Consider the following 15098-nt stretch of genomic DNA (forward strand, 5'->3'; position numbering starts at 1 on the left):
TTTCAAATACAACAAAAACCTTCCAAATGAAATTCGGAGGGTTATTTGAGTTGCACATTTTTAGTATAGCATGAACCGGTTTTCGATTTAAAATGTTTTTCTTGACATTCTATTAGCTGGTTTAGTTCAATAAGAAAAAGGCTTTACTCCTTCTTAAACTAACCTGCCCCTTTAGTTAAAGTATTCAACAAAAAGGACGTAAATCCTTTAATGGATCAACGCCCTTTATTATTAGAATAACAAGGTCTCTTTTATAATGAAATTTACTTACTCTTGAGTTTCTCGATTAAAGCTACTGCATCATTTTTTCGCATGGCTGTTTCTTCTTTCAGAACTGTAAATACATAGTCTTCCCTTGTATCAACAAGTAGTACATCACCTTTTGATACTATGTCTTTTAAATAAAATGGGTCTAAGAGTTAAGATGTTTTGATAAATATCGAAATATAAAATAAAAAAATTTAAAGAATTGCTTCTTTCATACAATAATTCCAGCCCCAGTTTGTGGGCAAGTAAAAGCCACCCGACCTTTTCAATTAATACATGCAGTATTGCACCTGCCTTCCACTCAAACGAAAGCTTCATCGCTCAAGGCTTCAGGCGACCTGCCATCCCAAACCTATGACCGCTGAACACGCTTTAACAGGCTTCTACACGTTTCAACCCAAAAAACTTGCCGTTATTTATGGTACGGTTCACCATAACGTATCTTAATGAGGTTTTCTTAGCGAAAGACTTAATCCTTAAATAGGACCGTAAAAAGCTTCTGACATATTATTTGATCATGTAGAAAAATTTTCACCGTTTATGAAATCATATTTAAAGAATAATTTGGAATACCCTCCATGGTTCGATGTATTCTAAGAGTTTCAATTCATTTTCTGGTATACAGCCAACAATATTTTTACAGCCGTTATTTGGCATATCCTTTAAAACAATATGAAGTTCCCCTTTATAGCGACCATATGCATTGTTGATAATAATGATGTTACCACGTTTTAAGGCATCAGTGTGATGAGGCTGAATGTCTGCATCTTTATAAGTAATACGTGACATGGTAGAACGTGCCATGTATTCGCTCATATCTCCACGGACATAATGTGGAAAATTAAAAATTATTTCTTTTTCCACATCGCTCACTTGGTCATTAATTTCTATTTTGAACGTTAATTTGGCTGGATTCACGTTACTTAGTGCTTTTAGTTCTTCCTCGCTTGCATAAGCATTGGCGACAATAACATCATCTACCAATCCAGTTGCAAACAAGTGACGTGCAGCTACATCCATTGGAAGAAAACGATGCTCCTCCAATGTACAAAGTCCTTCATTCACTGGCCAAGGACCAAAAGTAGAGTCATTCTGGCTAGAAATAAAAGCAGCAACCCTTAGACCATGGTTTTTTAAATCTATACTGCATTTTTCAAAATGCTTGAAGCTTATTCCTGTATACATTTGTGGGTAAAAATTATGGCTAGTAATAATATTTTCTTTATTTGCTCTATAGCTTAAGATATTATCAATATGTTTGGTACCCATACTAGCATTCATTTCAATTTTAAGATTATATGGGTTATAAGTCATAAATGCCTCTTTTGCACCGTCAAAACCTTCATCTAATCGGATACCCGCTGCACCAAGTTCAGCAAAGAAGCTTAAGTCCTCATACGTGATACCTAGTTTAGAAAAAATGTTTGGAGCTACATCCAATATTACTTCCATTTCTAATGAATTTGCATGACCAATGATTTCTTTGTATTCCTTTTTGATTTCATTTGCATTTTTACCTTCAACACTTAATAAACAAGTGAAAACTCGTTTAAAACCATATTTTGCGGCTAGTGTTAAATATTCTATATCCTTTTCTTTGGTTGAATGTTCTGGATAAATTGAAATACCTAGTCTTTGCATAATATGACCTCTTTTTCCTTATTGGCTTTTTCCATTAAGTATTTGTTGTTCTAAATATGCGAATTGATTATGCAATTTCTTTTTGCTTCCTTTGGAATAAATTAGAGATATGAGTATATAATTCCAATTTTGCAAGGTCGATTTAGCTTTGTAATTTTCTTTATAGGTTATTTCTACACCTTTTACGGTATCCTTTAGCGAATACTCTATTGTGTTAAATTCCTTTGGATTTTCAATTGTAGCACTATACTTAATTGGTTGGATTAGCTCATTAATTTGAACCTTCACCGTGACATTATATCCCATGTGGTTTCTAATACTTTTTTCGTAGGAAAAATCTTTGGACAATTGGTCCATAGCAATAGTTTGGCCTGTACTATTATTAATATCTTGTATGATTGAACTGAGCAATTGTTCAAATACCTCTTTTGCACTAACCTGCAACTGTACTCTTAGTTCCATTTTTTCACACTCTCTATCGTCCTTCTAATTTCTTATATACTTCAATAAACTCTTCAGCCATAATTTTTACGGTCTCTGTACTCATCATTTGATCTTCTGCATGAAGTAGTAATAAATCAATTTCAGTTTTTTCCCCAACTGCCTCTTGTTGGATTAATTTAACATGAATGTGGTGTCCCTCTGCATAAACTTTGTTGCCTTCTTCAATTAAGGAAACAGCTTTTTCAAACTCACCTTTTTTTGCTTCTTGAATCGCTTCTAGATACATGGATTTAGCTGTGCCTACCGTTGAAATTATTTGAAAGCAAACTAATTCGTTATTTTCCATTTCATATTCCTCCAAGTTGTTTAGAAAAGAGAGAAAAGAAGTGATCTCCTTTTCTCTGTATTATTAAAAATATTAAAGTTTTTCTGATTCATAACGATTTGCTAACTTTACGAATGGGTAGTAAAGTATGATGGCAACTACTAGGTTGATTATCGCTACTAAAGCAGCTTTAATATCGCCGGAGGTAGCTAAGAAAGCACTAATTCCAATTGGCGTTACCCAAGGCACTATAACGTTTGTATAACCAATGAAACCTATAATAGTCGCAAAATAAGCTATCAGGGTTAATATCACTGGTACTATCAAGAAAGGTATAATTAATATTGGGCTTAATACGACAGGTAAACCAAACATGATCGGTTCATTGATTTGAAATACTGACGCACCTCCTCCAATTTTAGAAATTTCTCTCCAATCCCTACGCTTGGAAGCAATAATAATGGCAATTACTAATGATAATGTAGCACCCGCTCCCCCAATGTGTACAAAAGAATCAAAAAATACAGATGTGAAAACATTGTGTCCACCCTCGGCATTTTCAGCAACTGCCGGCAGATAGATTGCGTTCGTAATGGCACCCATCATGTTACCGCCATGTAAACCGAAGAACCAAAGAATTTGAATCGCTAATACATAAATAAGTGCTGAGAAGGGGTTTTGTGATAAATGCATGAATGGATCTGTAATGGCTCTTGTGATTAAATCAAAGAGATTCGTATCTGTTAAAATTTTTGCTTCATTTAAGATTGAGAACAACACTGGTACTAGACCGCCAACCACGATGGCGATTAAGCCAGGAATGATTGCAGCGAACGCGAGTCCAACTGCTGGGGGAACATTTTCTGGTAATTTAAAGGTAAGATTTTTTCTCATTAAAGTTACGAAAATTTGTGTGATAACCAATGTGACTATAATTGCTGTTAATAGTGCACCAAAGTTGAAGTATTGCCAACCGAAATTCCCCCATGTTGCTTGAGTAGTACCATCTGCTAAAGCAACGATTACTCCTTGAGGAGTCAATGCAAGGTATCCTGCAACAGCAACAACTGCAGCTGATAAAGGATTCACATCATATGATTTTGCCAAACTATAAGCAACCGTAAATACTAACACTAATGCCAGAACGGCGAAGGTTCCCCACCAAATATTTCCCATAAAAGGTTGTAGGTATTTAGTTGTAAATTGCAAATATCCGCTAGTTTCTGGATTTAAGTTGAACCATGTTGCGACAAGTGAAGTTGGTGTAAAAAAAAGGTTGTTTAATAACACTGACAATGAACCTGCCATTACTAATGGCATTAATGCGATAAAGCCATCACGAATTGCTACTAAGTGACGCTGTCCGCCAATTCTAGCTGCAATTGGTACAAAGTACGCCTCCATCCATTTAATAAAACCTGTCATTTGTACTCCCCCACTTTTTAATTTTTATTAGAAATGCTAGCCTAATTTTGCCAAAGCATCTTCCAATACTTTTTTCCCATTCATGGTTCCATAGGACATCATATCAATCACGGCAACTGGGATTTTGTTTTGAACCATTTCTTTCATTTTTGATTCTAGATATCTTACTTGCGGGCCTAAAAGAATAATATCCGCCTTCTCCCAAACTGATTTTGCTTCCGCTTCAGCATTAGCCCATATATTCACTTCTATTCCTTGCAAAGCTGCATGATCTTTCATTTTGTTTACTAGTAAACTAGTTGACATTCCTGCTGAACAAACTAACATGATATTAACCACAAATTTACCTCCTTATATTTTTTCAGCATCAGGTCGTGCAGCAGCGGTGTTTCGTTAATCCAATTTTGCTTTTTTCTTACTAAAAAGATGCTCAGCAAACGCGAGTATCGCTCCAACATTATTTCTTCCGTAATCTGTTGGATCTATCACTTCCACCGGAATTTCATAGATTTGAGCAATTTTTTTTAATCTCGGGAGCGCGTATCTAATTTGAGGACCTATTAAAACCACATCAAAATTCTTTAGATGAAGCTCAGCACTGTCCTGATCCATTGCCTTTATAAAGTAAGCCTTTTTATCATTAGAAACGAAAGATTGTAATTTTCTGACTAAAAGACTTGTAGACATTCCCGCAGCACAACAAAGCAAAATTTTCATGTTTACTACCCCTTTAGTGATGCTGTATTTAAAGCATATAATGAAACCGCTTTCAACTAAACACAAAAAATTTCCGCATGATCGAGGAAATGATTAAGGGAACTTTCTTTATTTTAGTTTTAACCGATCCAAAAATGTCTGGACAGTTTCTATTTTAACTAATTCACTAATCAAATCTGTGTCATTTAGAACTTCGTAAAGAAAATCATATAGATATTGTAAATCTTCCTTATTATTTTGCTTTACACTAAATAAACATACTAATTGAACAGTTGTTGTTCCCCAAATAATAGGTTTTGGCAACGTGCAAAATGCCAAAAAGGTTTTAGTACTGATATTTTGTATAGGGTGTGGAAGCGCTACCAAATTACCAAACGAAGTTTCCATAAATTTTTCCCTTTCTAAAACAGCTTGTTCAAACTCCGAATCTGCTAATCTTTGTTCCACCACTCTGCTGCTCAAAAAATGAATAACCTCCTCTTTATTCTTTAAGGGCATTTGTAAAAAAATTAGATCTTTTTCGATAAAACTGAGTGCTTCTTTCCTTTTGTGAAAAAATGCTTCCTGAATCCTTTCGAAATCAGAAGCTCCTAAAATATGATGTACTTTTATAACAGGGAGAGTAGTTTCCAGGTCAGTCGAAATAGTGGTAATAATAAAATCAGTATTGGACGGGGGAGAATAATTCCTCCAATCATAATACCCCATTGTGTCAATCACATCTAAGAGTCCGCCAAAATAATCCATTAACTTATACTTTAATAAAATTGCGCTCCCTTGTCCTGTACCACATACAATTAGGCAGCGTTTGGGGTCCCTTGTTCCATTTATTCGTTCTATAGCTGCCTGTAAATGGATCGCAATAAAACCTGTCTCTTCTTTATTTATACTTAGCTTAAGCTCTTTTTCCAAAATAGAGACAGCCAAAACAGCTGCTTCAAAGGCTACAGGATAATGGGAAGTAATTTCCTGAATTAAAGGATTTCTTATTCTATGTCCTAGCAATAAACGAGTAAAAGCTTGCTGAAGATGGATAGTCAAATTGCGTTGTAATTCCATATCCTTCCTAAGATCCAATCCCATCACTTCATAGATAGTGTTTACCACTAGTAATGTTAAATTTAATTCTTTTTCTTTATCTTCAAAGCCCCATCCTTGTGATGAAGATCGGTTTCCGATCAAATGAACGGTTAAATAAAATTTTTCCCCATCTGAAAAGAAAATTTGAAAAATCTTATGTAAATCATGTAGAATTTGGCTCATAACTTGAAATTCTCTGGATTCATGGACCATTTTATTTGGAAGTGGATACTGGTCGATCTCCGTCCCCATTTGAATTCGCTTAATGCTTATAGCCAAGTGTATTACCAAATTCTCAAACCCTATATCATTTACATTTATTCCAGTATCCTTCAACCGTTGAAAAACAACATTCTCTATCGTCTGCAGTTCACTTTGAGAAAAATATGAATTGAAAAATGAACTTTGAGATGCAAGAGGTGTCTCGCCCCTTTTTGGGAAAAAGAATTCAGAAATACACGCTCGTTTCTGTATCTCCTCACCCATAACTTTTAAACCATAATTTGGTCGAATGATGATGGAAAGGTCAAAGGAACTTAAACGATCTTTTACCCCTTTTAAAAGCCTTGTTAGGCTTGACTTACTAATATATAGTTCAGCAGCCAATTCTTCTGCTTTTAAATAAGTATTAGTCATGAGCAGCTTTTTTAAAAGATAATCAATCCGCTTTTCATTTTCTTGTGGGATGTTATGTTCATTTTCAGACTGATTGCTTAACTGATGATAAAATTTAGAAAAAGCCTCAGGATCCTTTATATCAAGTTTATAGCCGTAACGCGTTGAGGAAATAAATGCGCTTACAGATTCTAACACATCGTTTAACGATTTAATGTCACTTCTTAGTGTCCTTGTTGACACATCCAGCATTTTAGCCAATTCTTCCCCTTTAATATTATCTTTTTCGTTATATAATGCTGCCAAAATTCCTTGGAGTCTTGATTGAATATACATATTGAGGCACCCCTTACCATCTTCAGGATTAATTTAACAAGAAAAAAATCTAAATGGACTCTTTACGGAGTAGAGATATTTTAAAAAACCACACTTAATAAATTTTGTTCTTTAACTTCAATTGTCTTGTGATCAGTATGAATAATATAGTATTGACTAGTAGTTTCAGCTACGTGCAGTTTCTTGTATTCTTTCCATGTAGTGTTTAATCGGGGAAGTAAGAGATGACTGAAAATTCAACAAGATAGCTTATAGAATTTTCTGAGTAGGCGGTAATAGTCTCTACAAGGACCCATTGCTCCGAATATTATTCACGCATATGTCCCCATTTCACCACTTACACCTCCTGATTTTTTTAGTAAATCATTCTATGACAAGTAGAATTAATTTATTAGAAAGAATACCTTTACCTGAATTATTCACCCATGTTACTCCACACCCAGATGGTGGATGGCAGGTAAAAGGTGCTGGAAATACCAAAGCTACATCACGGCATGACACTCAGAGAGAAGCTATAGACTCAGCACGTGACATCGCTAAAAATCAGGGTACTGAAGTTGTAATTCATCGTAGAAAAGGATGCTATTAAAAGAGTGGAAGAACAAGGCGGTTATCGGATACGCACTATAAATGAAAATTTTAACCATCTACCAAACAAACACCAATTAATGAAAGCAAAGCGATACAAAATTGAAGTGACAAATCAAACAAAAAAAGAATTACGAGAATTGATAAAAGAATATGAAAGTCAACACGTTATTCACCTTTCCCGGCAGTAAAATAATGCAAACAAAATGTGCGAACGTATCATTACCACAATTAGGTTGTCTAATTTATACTATTGAAAAAGAACAAAGTAGGTGATAGTGGTGTGTGGAAGATATACGCTTTTTACAGATTTTGAATCACTGATAGACCGATTCGATATTGAATATTCTATGGAAGAGGATCTATTCATGCCGAGCTATAATATCGCCCCTTCACAAGAAGTAGTATCTATTATTAATCAAAAGAAGATGCTCGCACCTTCATTCGCGCTGAAATCTTCCCAAATTCAACCGATAAAGAACAAGACGACTACTTCACATTCATGACCGCAGACGAAGCGTCTGTACACGAAGGTCTCGCTCAAGACTAAATAAACACACAACGGAAGAAAACAAACCATGCCTAACTTAATCACACTAGTACATTCAGTCGAACAATGGTCCATCAATAAAGGAATAGACAAAGCGGATTCTAGTAAGTAATATTTAAAAGTCGCAGAAGAAACAGGAGAAGTCGCGGCAGCACTCGTACGGGGAGATATGGGTGCCCTGCGTGACGGCATCGGTGATGCGGTTGTGACGCTGATTATTCTTGCACAACAAAACAACATGACGTTGGAAGAATGCTTAAATCAAGCATACGGTGAAATCAAAGACCGCACAGGTAAAATCGTCGACGGTGTATTCGTCAAATCAGAAGATTGTATAACAAACTAAACTGAAAAAATATAAGCATTAGTACCCATTTATCATACTGCGGAAACAGTATGATTATTTTTATTGGTTTTTAGTGATATAAAATACCTAAGCCTTTTGGACTAATACGAATTTAAAACATAGGGTGACATGAAAATGATGAGATTATCGAGAGTATTATTTACCAGTATTTTAGCAATTATTATGGTGCTGACTATTGGTGTCAGTGCAGATGTGAAAGTGAACGCGGAATCCCATGATATCAATACGTTAGGAAAAGAAATATCAGAAAAGGCTAAACTTGGACTTGAACTTGGCATTTCAGATAGTAATAAAGACAAAGTTGTACTTGTAGAAACTGCGGATGAGACTGAAAGACTACAAGATGCATTGAACCTCGGAGCCGGTAAAATTGTTGTATTACCATATGGTAGTTCGTTTAAGGTGAGCGGATTAAAAGTTCCTGATAATACAACTATTATTGGTTATGGTTCTAAAATTTATAATGATAAAAAGCACACAACACTGCTAACGATAGGTAGCGGGGTGAAGATATACGGTTTAGAAATACAGGGCGCAGGCAACAAAGATGCTGGTGTAAAGGGTATCGGAATAAACATTAATGGCGCGAATTCAGCGAATTATGCTAAAAATATTGTTATTCATGATAGCTTTATTCATGACATCGGTTTTTATGGCATTAAAGCCGAATTTGCAGACAATGTGACTGTTACAAATACAAACATTGAGGACATCGGCTATGCAGGCATTGGCGGATTCTCTGTTAGTAATTTCAACGTAGATAAGAGCCATATTAAAGCTATTGCTCCGGGAACCAACGGAAATGCATATGGCGTGTTCTTTTCTAGGAAAGGTTCTAAGAGTGACCTGAGACAATATCCACGAAGCAAAGACAGCTCGGTAACAAATAGCACCATAGAAGATATCCCATTATGGGAAGCGTTAGACACGCATGGTGGAGAAAATATTACGTTTAACCATAATAAAATAAGAAACGCGAAAGTCGGTATAGCGTTTGTTAATGCGACAGGTGATGGCAAAAAAGGAATATTTGGTACACAGCGCTCAACGGCAAAAGGTAACCAAATCGAAGGAATCGGCAAAGGTTGTGGCATTATTGTTGCCGGATCAACGTCAGATTATGCCAGTGGTCTTACGATAAGCGGTAACCAATTAACAAATGCAGGGAAAGAAGGAAGCAGTATCTCAGGTGCAATCTGTGCCAAGCTTACGAAAGATTTAATAATAAAAGAAAATACCTTGAAGAATAGCTTCGCTAATGGTATTAGTATCAACACCCATAATAATCAGTTTTTAATTACTAAAAATAAAATTCAGGATGTACAGGACAAGACGTACGTAGTACCTGCTGCTATTGCAATACGCTCTACTAATAACGAAGGAACCATCTCACAAAACGTCCTAACTGGTGATGGTAAGTTATCAAACAAATATGTATCTGTCCGTGGGATTAACATATCCACTAAAATTAATGTAAAGCTGAAAATTGGCACGAATACAAATACCTTTAAACTACCTATTGCTGGTGGAACTGGTAGTCATGTTACGTATGTAAAATAATAAAACAAATAGCCAATTGATACATGAAGGTTTCACCGAAGAACAAGCGACGCACGGTGCAAATAGCGTCGGACTATAAAGCATTATAGTAAACATAAAACCCCTTGGCATAGCGCCTTGGGTTTTTTTTTATATATACGATACATAAGTGACCAGTCACATTTAAACTCCACTAAGCCCCCTACATTATCCGATTAAGCGTTGATTTATAAAGACCTAAAGCATTGAGTCCCGAAGTTTTCCCTCGCATCTAAGTTATGACATGACGCCTACTATGTGCCGCCATGTCCGATAAAAGGCATGAATACAAAAAATAAAACAAAAAAGAGGTGAATACAATGATGCTTAACCTATCAATTAAATTAGAAGAAAGAAAGAACAATCGCCACACAAAACACAGACGTATGGGATTAAGAATCGGTTAGGCAAATTAAGGTGGGGATTAATACCAGGCTGGGCAAAGGACGAAAAGATAGGATACAAAATGATCAACGCACGCTCGGAGACAGTAGATGAAAAACCTAGTTTTCGGCAAGCATTTATGAGACGACGCTGTGTAATTCCGATGGATTCATTTTATGAATGGAAAGTAACACCTACAGGTAAAGTACCTATGCGAATAAAGATGAAATCAGATGAAGTGTTTGGAGTTGCGGGTTTATGGGAAAAATGGGTAGCTCCAAATGGGAAAAACATTCACTCTTGTACCATTATCGTATAAGTATATTGATAACTTGAAGGAATCTGTGTTTCCGTATTTGGATATGTGATGATTGCTTCAAAGTTAGTAGCTCCACCAGCATCACGGATTACTTTTTCCATGTACGCTTGGTCCCCATAGAAGCTAGTCCCGAACCACGAATATCCTAAGACAAGTGTATTCGCTATATCATAACGAGGGTCTCCTATAAAAGCTTTTTCCCAATCCAAAATATACAATGTATTTTCATTAGTTAATATTGTATTCCAAAAATGATAATCTCCATGATTTAAAACTTCAGTAAATGAAACAGTCTTGAACATTTCAGAAATATTTAGAAGGCAATTTATATATACAGGGTCTTCAAACTTCGCAACCCTATTTTTTAAACTCTCTATGTAGAAATTGATATACTCTTTTTGTCGTAAATCGTTATCCGTAAAAAAGTCACGAACCCTATCAGTGCAAATTGAATGAACTTGGGTGAGCGTGACACCAAAATTTCTAAATGCTGACTGTATATCCTCTGGATTTGCTAAGTAATATTTGTCCAGAGTAACTCCCTTTACTAGTTCCATCAATATTATTCTCTTTTCTTTATCTTCAAAATAAACAGTTGGAATATTAATGCACGAATTTACATCCTTACTCCTTAGAATATGTTCGTATAATGAAATACAAGGAGGGAACGAATGTGCGTATAAATATTTTGAAAGTACTAGAAAACGGAAAAATCGCTGAAATGATTTACATGAAAGACAATGGTAATATGAGTAAAAGGTCAATTAAGGTATTAACTATTTCAAAGGACTCTTTAAAGGCATTTTGTTTTATGAGAAGTACCAAAAGAACTTTTAAAATAGAAATGTACTCGCATTCATTCCTGTAATTTATAAAGAAAGCATGGTGATCTAAATGGGCTTTTTCGATGAAATGATGGACCACCAATTAGATTTATCCCAGGTGAAAGATAGAGGAAATAAAAAGTGGGTAGCCATGATGCTCCCTGAGCACTTGAAACTTATTCGTGAATACGTTGATGATCAAAATAAAATACCTAAACCTGAGCTAGATGAGTGGGACCTTGATATTATTCAAGAAAATATTCAAATTGCCATGAAACGAAATGTAGATGTTGAAGTGAAGACATGGAAAAATGGAGAGTTCAATATTCAAATTGGAAGTATCTCCTGGGTTGATTTAAAGAGAAGAACTATTGAAATGGAAGATGTTTTTAAATCGTATGTAATACAATTGGATGAAATTGTAGATGTTACTGTATTAGAATAGAGTCGAGGTGTTGTAAATGGATAATAATCAAAAAGAAGAACTAAAACAATTAATAGAAGCTATGATGCAGAAGATGCCTCGAGAAAAGGTAATGGATACATTGAATCAACTACTACATATGCCAAATGAAGACATTGAAGAACTATCAGAGTATTGTCGTATACTTGATGAAAGAGAAACCACCAACCTGTAAATATGGAAGGTGGTATTTTTATAATAAAGCTCTTTAAACTAATATTGCTGATATTTATTAAAAGACCCTATTTGTATGTCCTTATTTAACTAAGCACCCGTTAGTTGAACAATTCTAATTGATATCCCCTAGATAAACAGGAGACTTTGATTTTCTTTAATCTCATTTATAATTTCTTTCTATTTTATCTATCTTAAAAATCTTCTTCCCATGCTTCTTTTGCATCCAACAACCTTTGTGATAAAAACTCATAAAAATTCTTTGCTGTATTGTAGTCATCAAGTCCCCCTGTTCTATTCCACGCTATTACTGGGCACTCATTATTCTCCATTTCGCTTGTATATAGACAGTAAACATATTCTCCAGCATCCTCAATAACTACTAAATCCTTTTCAATTCCTATATCTCTATATCTCTTTGTATTAACAACAACAGGAGCTCTATTTGACTTAGCCACTCCTAAAATATCAACTCCAAATAACCCACCAGAACCATAGGTAGTTAAAAACCACTTAAAACTTTCTGGTAATTCCACCCCTAGCTCATTTTGGATAGAATTGATTTGACTTTCATCTACTCCACCTGTAAAGTCATCTGATTCCTTATGTTCATTAATAAAGTTTGTTAATTCCTCTTTATCCATTCAAGGTTCCTCCTTTTACAATTCACCTTTATCTATTTGCTTAGCTCTCCATCTCCAATATTTACTTCTAAAGTTGTCGTATTGCTTTTTTAATACAGGGTCATTTCTAAAGCTCCCACCATTCTCCACCAAACCATGCAAAATTTTATTATATTCATCATGCATACTTGCAGGAATTTCCACCATTGATCCTGGCTCTCTTTGGATTAAATGATGAAGCTCTATAACTGTTCCATCTTTCCAAATTGGTGCTCTTCCTTTTTTCATTAATTGAAAATTTGTCATGCCAGTATCAGGATCAATTCTCTTATAATCGATATCAATCCTTTGAAAAACCCGTCTGCTAATATCTCTTACTTCTCCATTAACCTTTGTTGTTCCAGTATATTCCACAGCATTATAGTTTTTATAGTCTTTACCCGTACCCTTAGTAGTAACTGACTCTGCTATCTTAGGCTCGAATATACTATTCGGTATAGATTTTTTATCATTGTTTAAATTTTTACTAACGTTTGTCACTTGGTCTTTTCCTGCTCCATTAACTCCACTCGTAATTTTAGCCATGGAAAAGAGTTGATCTCTATATCCCATACCATTCACCGTATTATAAGGTACCCCGACTTGCATAGCCAGCTGATAACGTGGAGAGTATGGTAACAGATTGGTTAGTGAAGTACTTGCGGTCTTTGTCGTTGCAACTATTGTTGGGGCAGCTGCTTTAACTGCAGTCGTACCTGTCTTTACAAGGGCATTTGTACCTTTTGTTCCTATAATAGAAGTTGCCACCGTGCCGATAGCGTACGCCACCCAATGTGCACGGGAATTGGCATCACCATTGACCATATCACGGTCATAGGATTCGGAGATGGCCGTTTTAATGACGTTATAAGTCTCTACAGGATTTGTGACTGCATTTACAAGGCCTTCGACAGTTGCCTTAGGGTTTGTGATTGTATCCCAAAGCCCAACCACGAAATCTTTTCCAGCATCGTAGATTCCAGTACCGACCCCTTTAACTACTTCAATCCCAGTATCTACAATGGTATCATTCTCACTCTCCACTTCCGCGGAGTCAATATCGGGGGCGGTGGAAGTTGCCAAATCAGTCAAGAGCGGGTTGCACGAAGCCAATGCTGCCCATTGATTTGTTTGAAAATGGATATCTGTAAGTCCATCATTATATAATCCTTCCAAATCCGCGAGCCAAGTTTCCATCGTCTGCATATCTTGTTCAATAGGCGTCAACGCGGTCGTCTGAGATGAATCGAATTCGTGAAGTTGAGTAACCGTATCATCACGTTTCCACTTAGAATTAATGACTCCCTCCTGTACTCCGCTATCATCTAAGTGGGGCAGGCCGACAATATCGCTCACCTGATCCATGATACTGTTTGTCTCATCCGTTAAACTAGCAGTCAGCTGACCGATAAAAGTTAGCCCCTGCTCTAGCTCTCCCTCTAGGAATTGTTCTAATATGTAGCCTGTCGAATCAGGTTCTAATGAGTTAAGAGCTGCCTTCATCTGGTGAAGCACTTGATTGAAATTCTCAGAGAACAATTGGAAATATTGAAGAAATGGCAAATGGCACTCTCCATAAAAGGAGCGAATGGCATTCCCTCCCTCGCCTTTCAATTGATCCTCCATCTGTACGAGCTCATCGATTGCCCGATGGATTGCTTCTATTTCACTGCTTAACCTGTCTAACATAGTAATATTGCGCTGTAGCCCATCTTGAAATAAATCTACATCCAATATTTTCATAGGCTTTGCCTCAACGAGCGTTTCGATATAACTACTTCACAATGTTCCTTATTATACAATAATACCCCACAGGTGAACATTCTTCTCCCCCTCTAGTAATTTATCAATAGTTATAATATTCCATTTTTATGAAATGAGGTAAAGAGAGAATTTGAAATTTCAACAAAAATAAACCTAACGAATTAATATGAAAAAGTAATTCTATGACTCTTACACTACCCTTGAAGGAAAAAAGTGGTTAAATTGATAGAGTTGAAAATGGAGTACGGTTAGCTATTACCGAAACGGTAGTGACACCTGTTTTTATTAAATAATTCATCTATAGTATTAATGTGTTACGCTTGATTCAATTACCGTAATAGAAGATAATGTCTCCATTGAGGAAAGTTGTTGCCGTACGGATCAGTGGACTTTTACAATTGATTTCTAATATCTACTTGATGTTTTGAATAAAAAAATAGACCATCGAGGTAGTGACCCCTTAAAGTTAGAGTTTTATTTATGCAGCTAATTGGCTGGCATGAGTTCGGTATTTTACCGGACTCATGCCGGCCAGTTTTTGTTTAATTCGATCGTTATTATAGTAATCGATATAC

General features: G+C 35.8%; 16 protein-coding genes and 4 pseudogenes. 8 read left to right on the plus strand and 12 right to left on the minus strand.

Features of this window, described 5'->3' with window-relative positions; genetic code table 11:
* Nucleotides 1-819 precede the first annotated feature (819 nt).
* The 7 genes from WAX74_RS20575 to WAX74_RS20605 form a co-directional block, all read right to left on the minus strand.
* Nucleotides 820-1908 carry a DUF871 domain-containing protein gene (locus WAX74_RS20575; protein WP_336499521.1) on the minus strand — a complete coding sequence of 363 codons (1089 nt, stop codon included), beginning with the start codon at nucleotides 1906-1908 and terminating at the stop codon, nucleotides 820-822.
* 18 nt (nucleotides 1909-1926) lie between these two features.
* On the minus strand, nucleotides 1927-2370 hold the full coding sequence (locus WAX74_RS20580; protein WP_336499522.1) for a DUF3284 domain-containing protein: 444 nt from the start codon (nucleotides 2368-2370) through the stop codon (nucleotides 1927-1929).
* 13 nt (nucleotides 2371-2383) lie between these two features.
* Nucleotides 2384-2698 (minus strand): PTS lactose/cellobiose transporter subunit IIA, encoded by a 315-nt coding sequence (locus WAX74_RS20585; RefSeq protein ID WP_336499523.1) that lies wholly within the window; start codon nucleotides 2696-2698, stop codon nucleotides 2384-2386.
* A 72-nt stretch (nucleotides 2699-2770) separates the two neighbouring features.
* Nucleotides 2771-4102, minus strand: coding sequence for a PTS sugar transporter subunit IIC (locus tag WAX74_RS20590; protein WP_336499524.1), 1332 nt, complete (start codon nucleotides 4100-4102; stop codon nucleotides 2771-2773).
* A gap of 36 nt (nucleotides 4103-4138) precedes the next feature.
* Complete coding sequence (locus WAX74_RS20595; protein ID WP_336499525.1) at nucleotides 4139-4441, minus strand: PTS sugar transporter subunit IIB; 303 nt, start codon at nucleotides 4439-4441, stop codon at nucleotides 4139-4141.
* A 54-nt stretch (nucleotides 4442-4495) separates the two neighbouring features.
* Nucleotides 4496-4819 carry a PTS sugar transporter subunit IIB gene (locus WAX74_RS20600; RefSeq protein WP_336499526.1) on the minus strand — a complete coding sequence of 108 codons (324 nt, stop codon included), beginning with the start codon at nucleotides 4817-4819 and terminating at the stop codon, nucleotides 4496-4498.
* A gap of 108 nt (nucleotides 4820-4927) precedes the next feature.
* A complete protein-coding gene (locus tag WAX74_RS20605; RefSeq protein WP_336499527.1) occupies nucleotides 4928-6850 on the minus strand; it encodes a BglG family transcription antiterminator in 1923 nt (640 codons plus the stop codon).
* Between the two features lie 370 nt (nucleotides 6851-7220).
* On the opposite strand from WAX74_RS20605, the gene WAX74_RS20610 reads away from it, so the two are divergent.
* From WAX74_RS20610 to WAX74_RS20635, 6 genes and pseudogenes are all read left to right on the plus strand, one after another.
* Entirely contained in the window at nucleotides 7221-7439 is a 219-nt protein-coding gene (locus WAX74_RS20610) for a DUF2188 domain-containing protein (protein WP_336499528.1), read from the plus strand.
* A gap of 4 nt (nucleotides 7440-7443) precedes the next feature.
* The gene (locus WAX74_RS20615) at nucleotides 7444-7629 is read left to right on the plus strand and encodes a hypothetical protein (RefSeq protein ID WP_336499529.1); all 186 of its coding nucleotides are present in this window, start codon (nucleotides 7444-7446) and stop codon (nucleotides 7627-7629) included.
* Between the two features lie 90 nt (nucleotides 7630-7719).
* The gene (locus WAX74_RS20620) at nucleotides 7720-7944 is read left to right on the plus strand and encodes an SOS response-associated peptidase family protein (RefSeq protein ID WP_336499530.1); all 225 of its coding nucleotides are present in this window, start codon (nucleotides 7720-7722) and stop codon (nucleotides 7942-7944) included.
* Between the two features lie 72 nt (nucleotides 7945-8016).
* Nucleotides 8017-8334, plus strand: a pseudogene (locus WAX74_RS20625) (MazG-like family protein).
* A gap of 135 nt (nucleotides 8335-8469) precedes the next feature.
* The gene (locus WAX74_RS20630; protein WP_336499531.1) at nucleotides 8470-9915 is read left to right on the plus strand and encodes a right-handed parallel beta-helix repeat-containing protein; all 1446 of its coding nucleotides are present in this window, start codon (nucleotides 8470-8472) and stop codon (nucleotides 9913-9915) included.
* A 406-nt stretch (nucleotides 9916-10321) separates the two neighbouring features.
* Nucleotides 10322-10630, plus strand: a pseudogene (locus tag WAX74_RS20635) (SOS response-associated peptidase); the annotation flags it as partial.
* Here WAX74_RS20635 and WAX74_RS21100 read toward each other — a convergent pair.
* Together WAX74_RS21100 and WAX74_RS20640 are read right to left on the minus strand one after the other, a co-directional pair.
* Nucleotides 10624-10755, minus strand: a pseudogene (locus WAX74_RS21100) (DNA/RNA non-specific endonuclease); the annotation flags it as partial. The pseudogenes WAX74_RS20635 and WAX74_RS21100 overlap by 7 nt on opposite strands.
* A pseudogene (locus WAX74_RS20640) lies at nucleotides 10756-11400 on the minus strand (aminoglycoside phosphotransferase family protein); the annotation flags it as partial.
* Nucleotides 11401-11530: 130 nt separating this feature from the next.
* Between WAX74_RS20640 and WAX74_RS20645 the strand changes: the two are divergent.
* Nucleotides 11531-11905 (plus strand): YolD-like family protein, encoded by a 375-nt coding sequence (locus WAX74_RS20645; protein WP_336499532.1) that lies wholly within the window; start codon nucleotides 11531-11533, stop codon nucleotides 11903-11905.
* Nucleotides 11906-11921: 16 nt separating this feature from the next.
* Entirely contained in the window at nucleotides 11922-12098 is a 177-nt protein-coding gene (locus WAX74_RS20650) for a hypothetical protein (RefSeq protein ID WP_336499533.1), read from the plus strand.
* Between the two features lie 193 nt (nucleotides 12099-12291).
* Here WAX74_RS20650 and WAX74_RS20655 read toward each other — a convergent pair whose 3' ends face one another.
* From WAX74_RS20655 to WAX74_RS20665, 3 genes are all read right to left on the minus strand, one after another.
* Entirely contained in the window at nucleotides 12292-12741 is a 450-nt protein-coding gene (locus WAX74_RS20655; RefSeq protein ID WP_336499534.1) for an SMI1/KNR4 family protein, read from the minus strand.
* Between the two features lie 15 nt (nucleotides 12742-12756).
* Entirely contained in the window at nucleotides 12757-14502 is a 1746-nt protein-coding gene (locus tag WAX74_RS20660; RefSeq protein WP_336499535.1) for a T7SS effector LXG polymorphic toxin, read from the minus strand.
* 499 nt (nucleotides 14503-15001) lie between these two features.
* Nucleotides 15002-15098, minus strand: a 97-nt coding sequence (locus WAX74_RS20665) for an IS3 family transposase (RefSeq protein ID WP_241600806.1), incomplete at its 5' end; no start/stop codon positions are given.

Origin of the sequence: Psychrobacillus mangrovi, from assembly GCF_037104765.1 — a bacterium.
GTDB lineage: Bacteria > Bacillota > Bacilli > Bacillales_A > Planococcaceae > Psychrobacillus > Psychrobacillus mangrovi.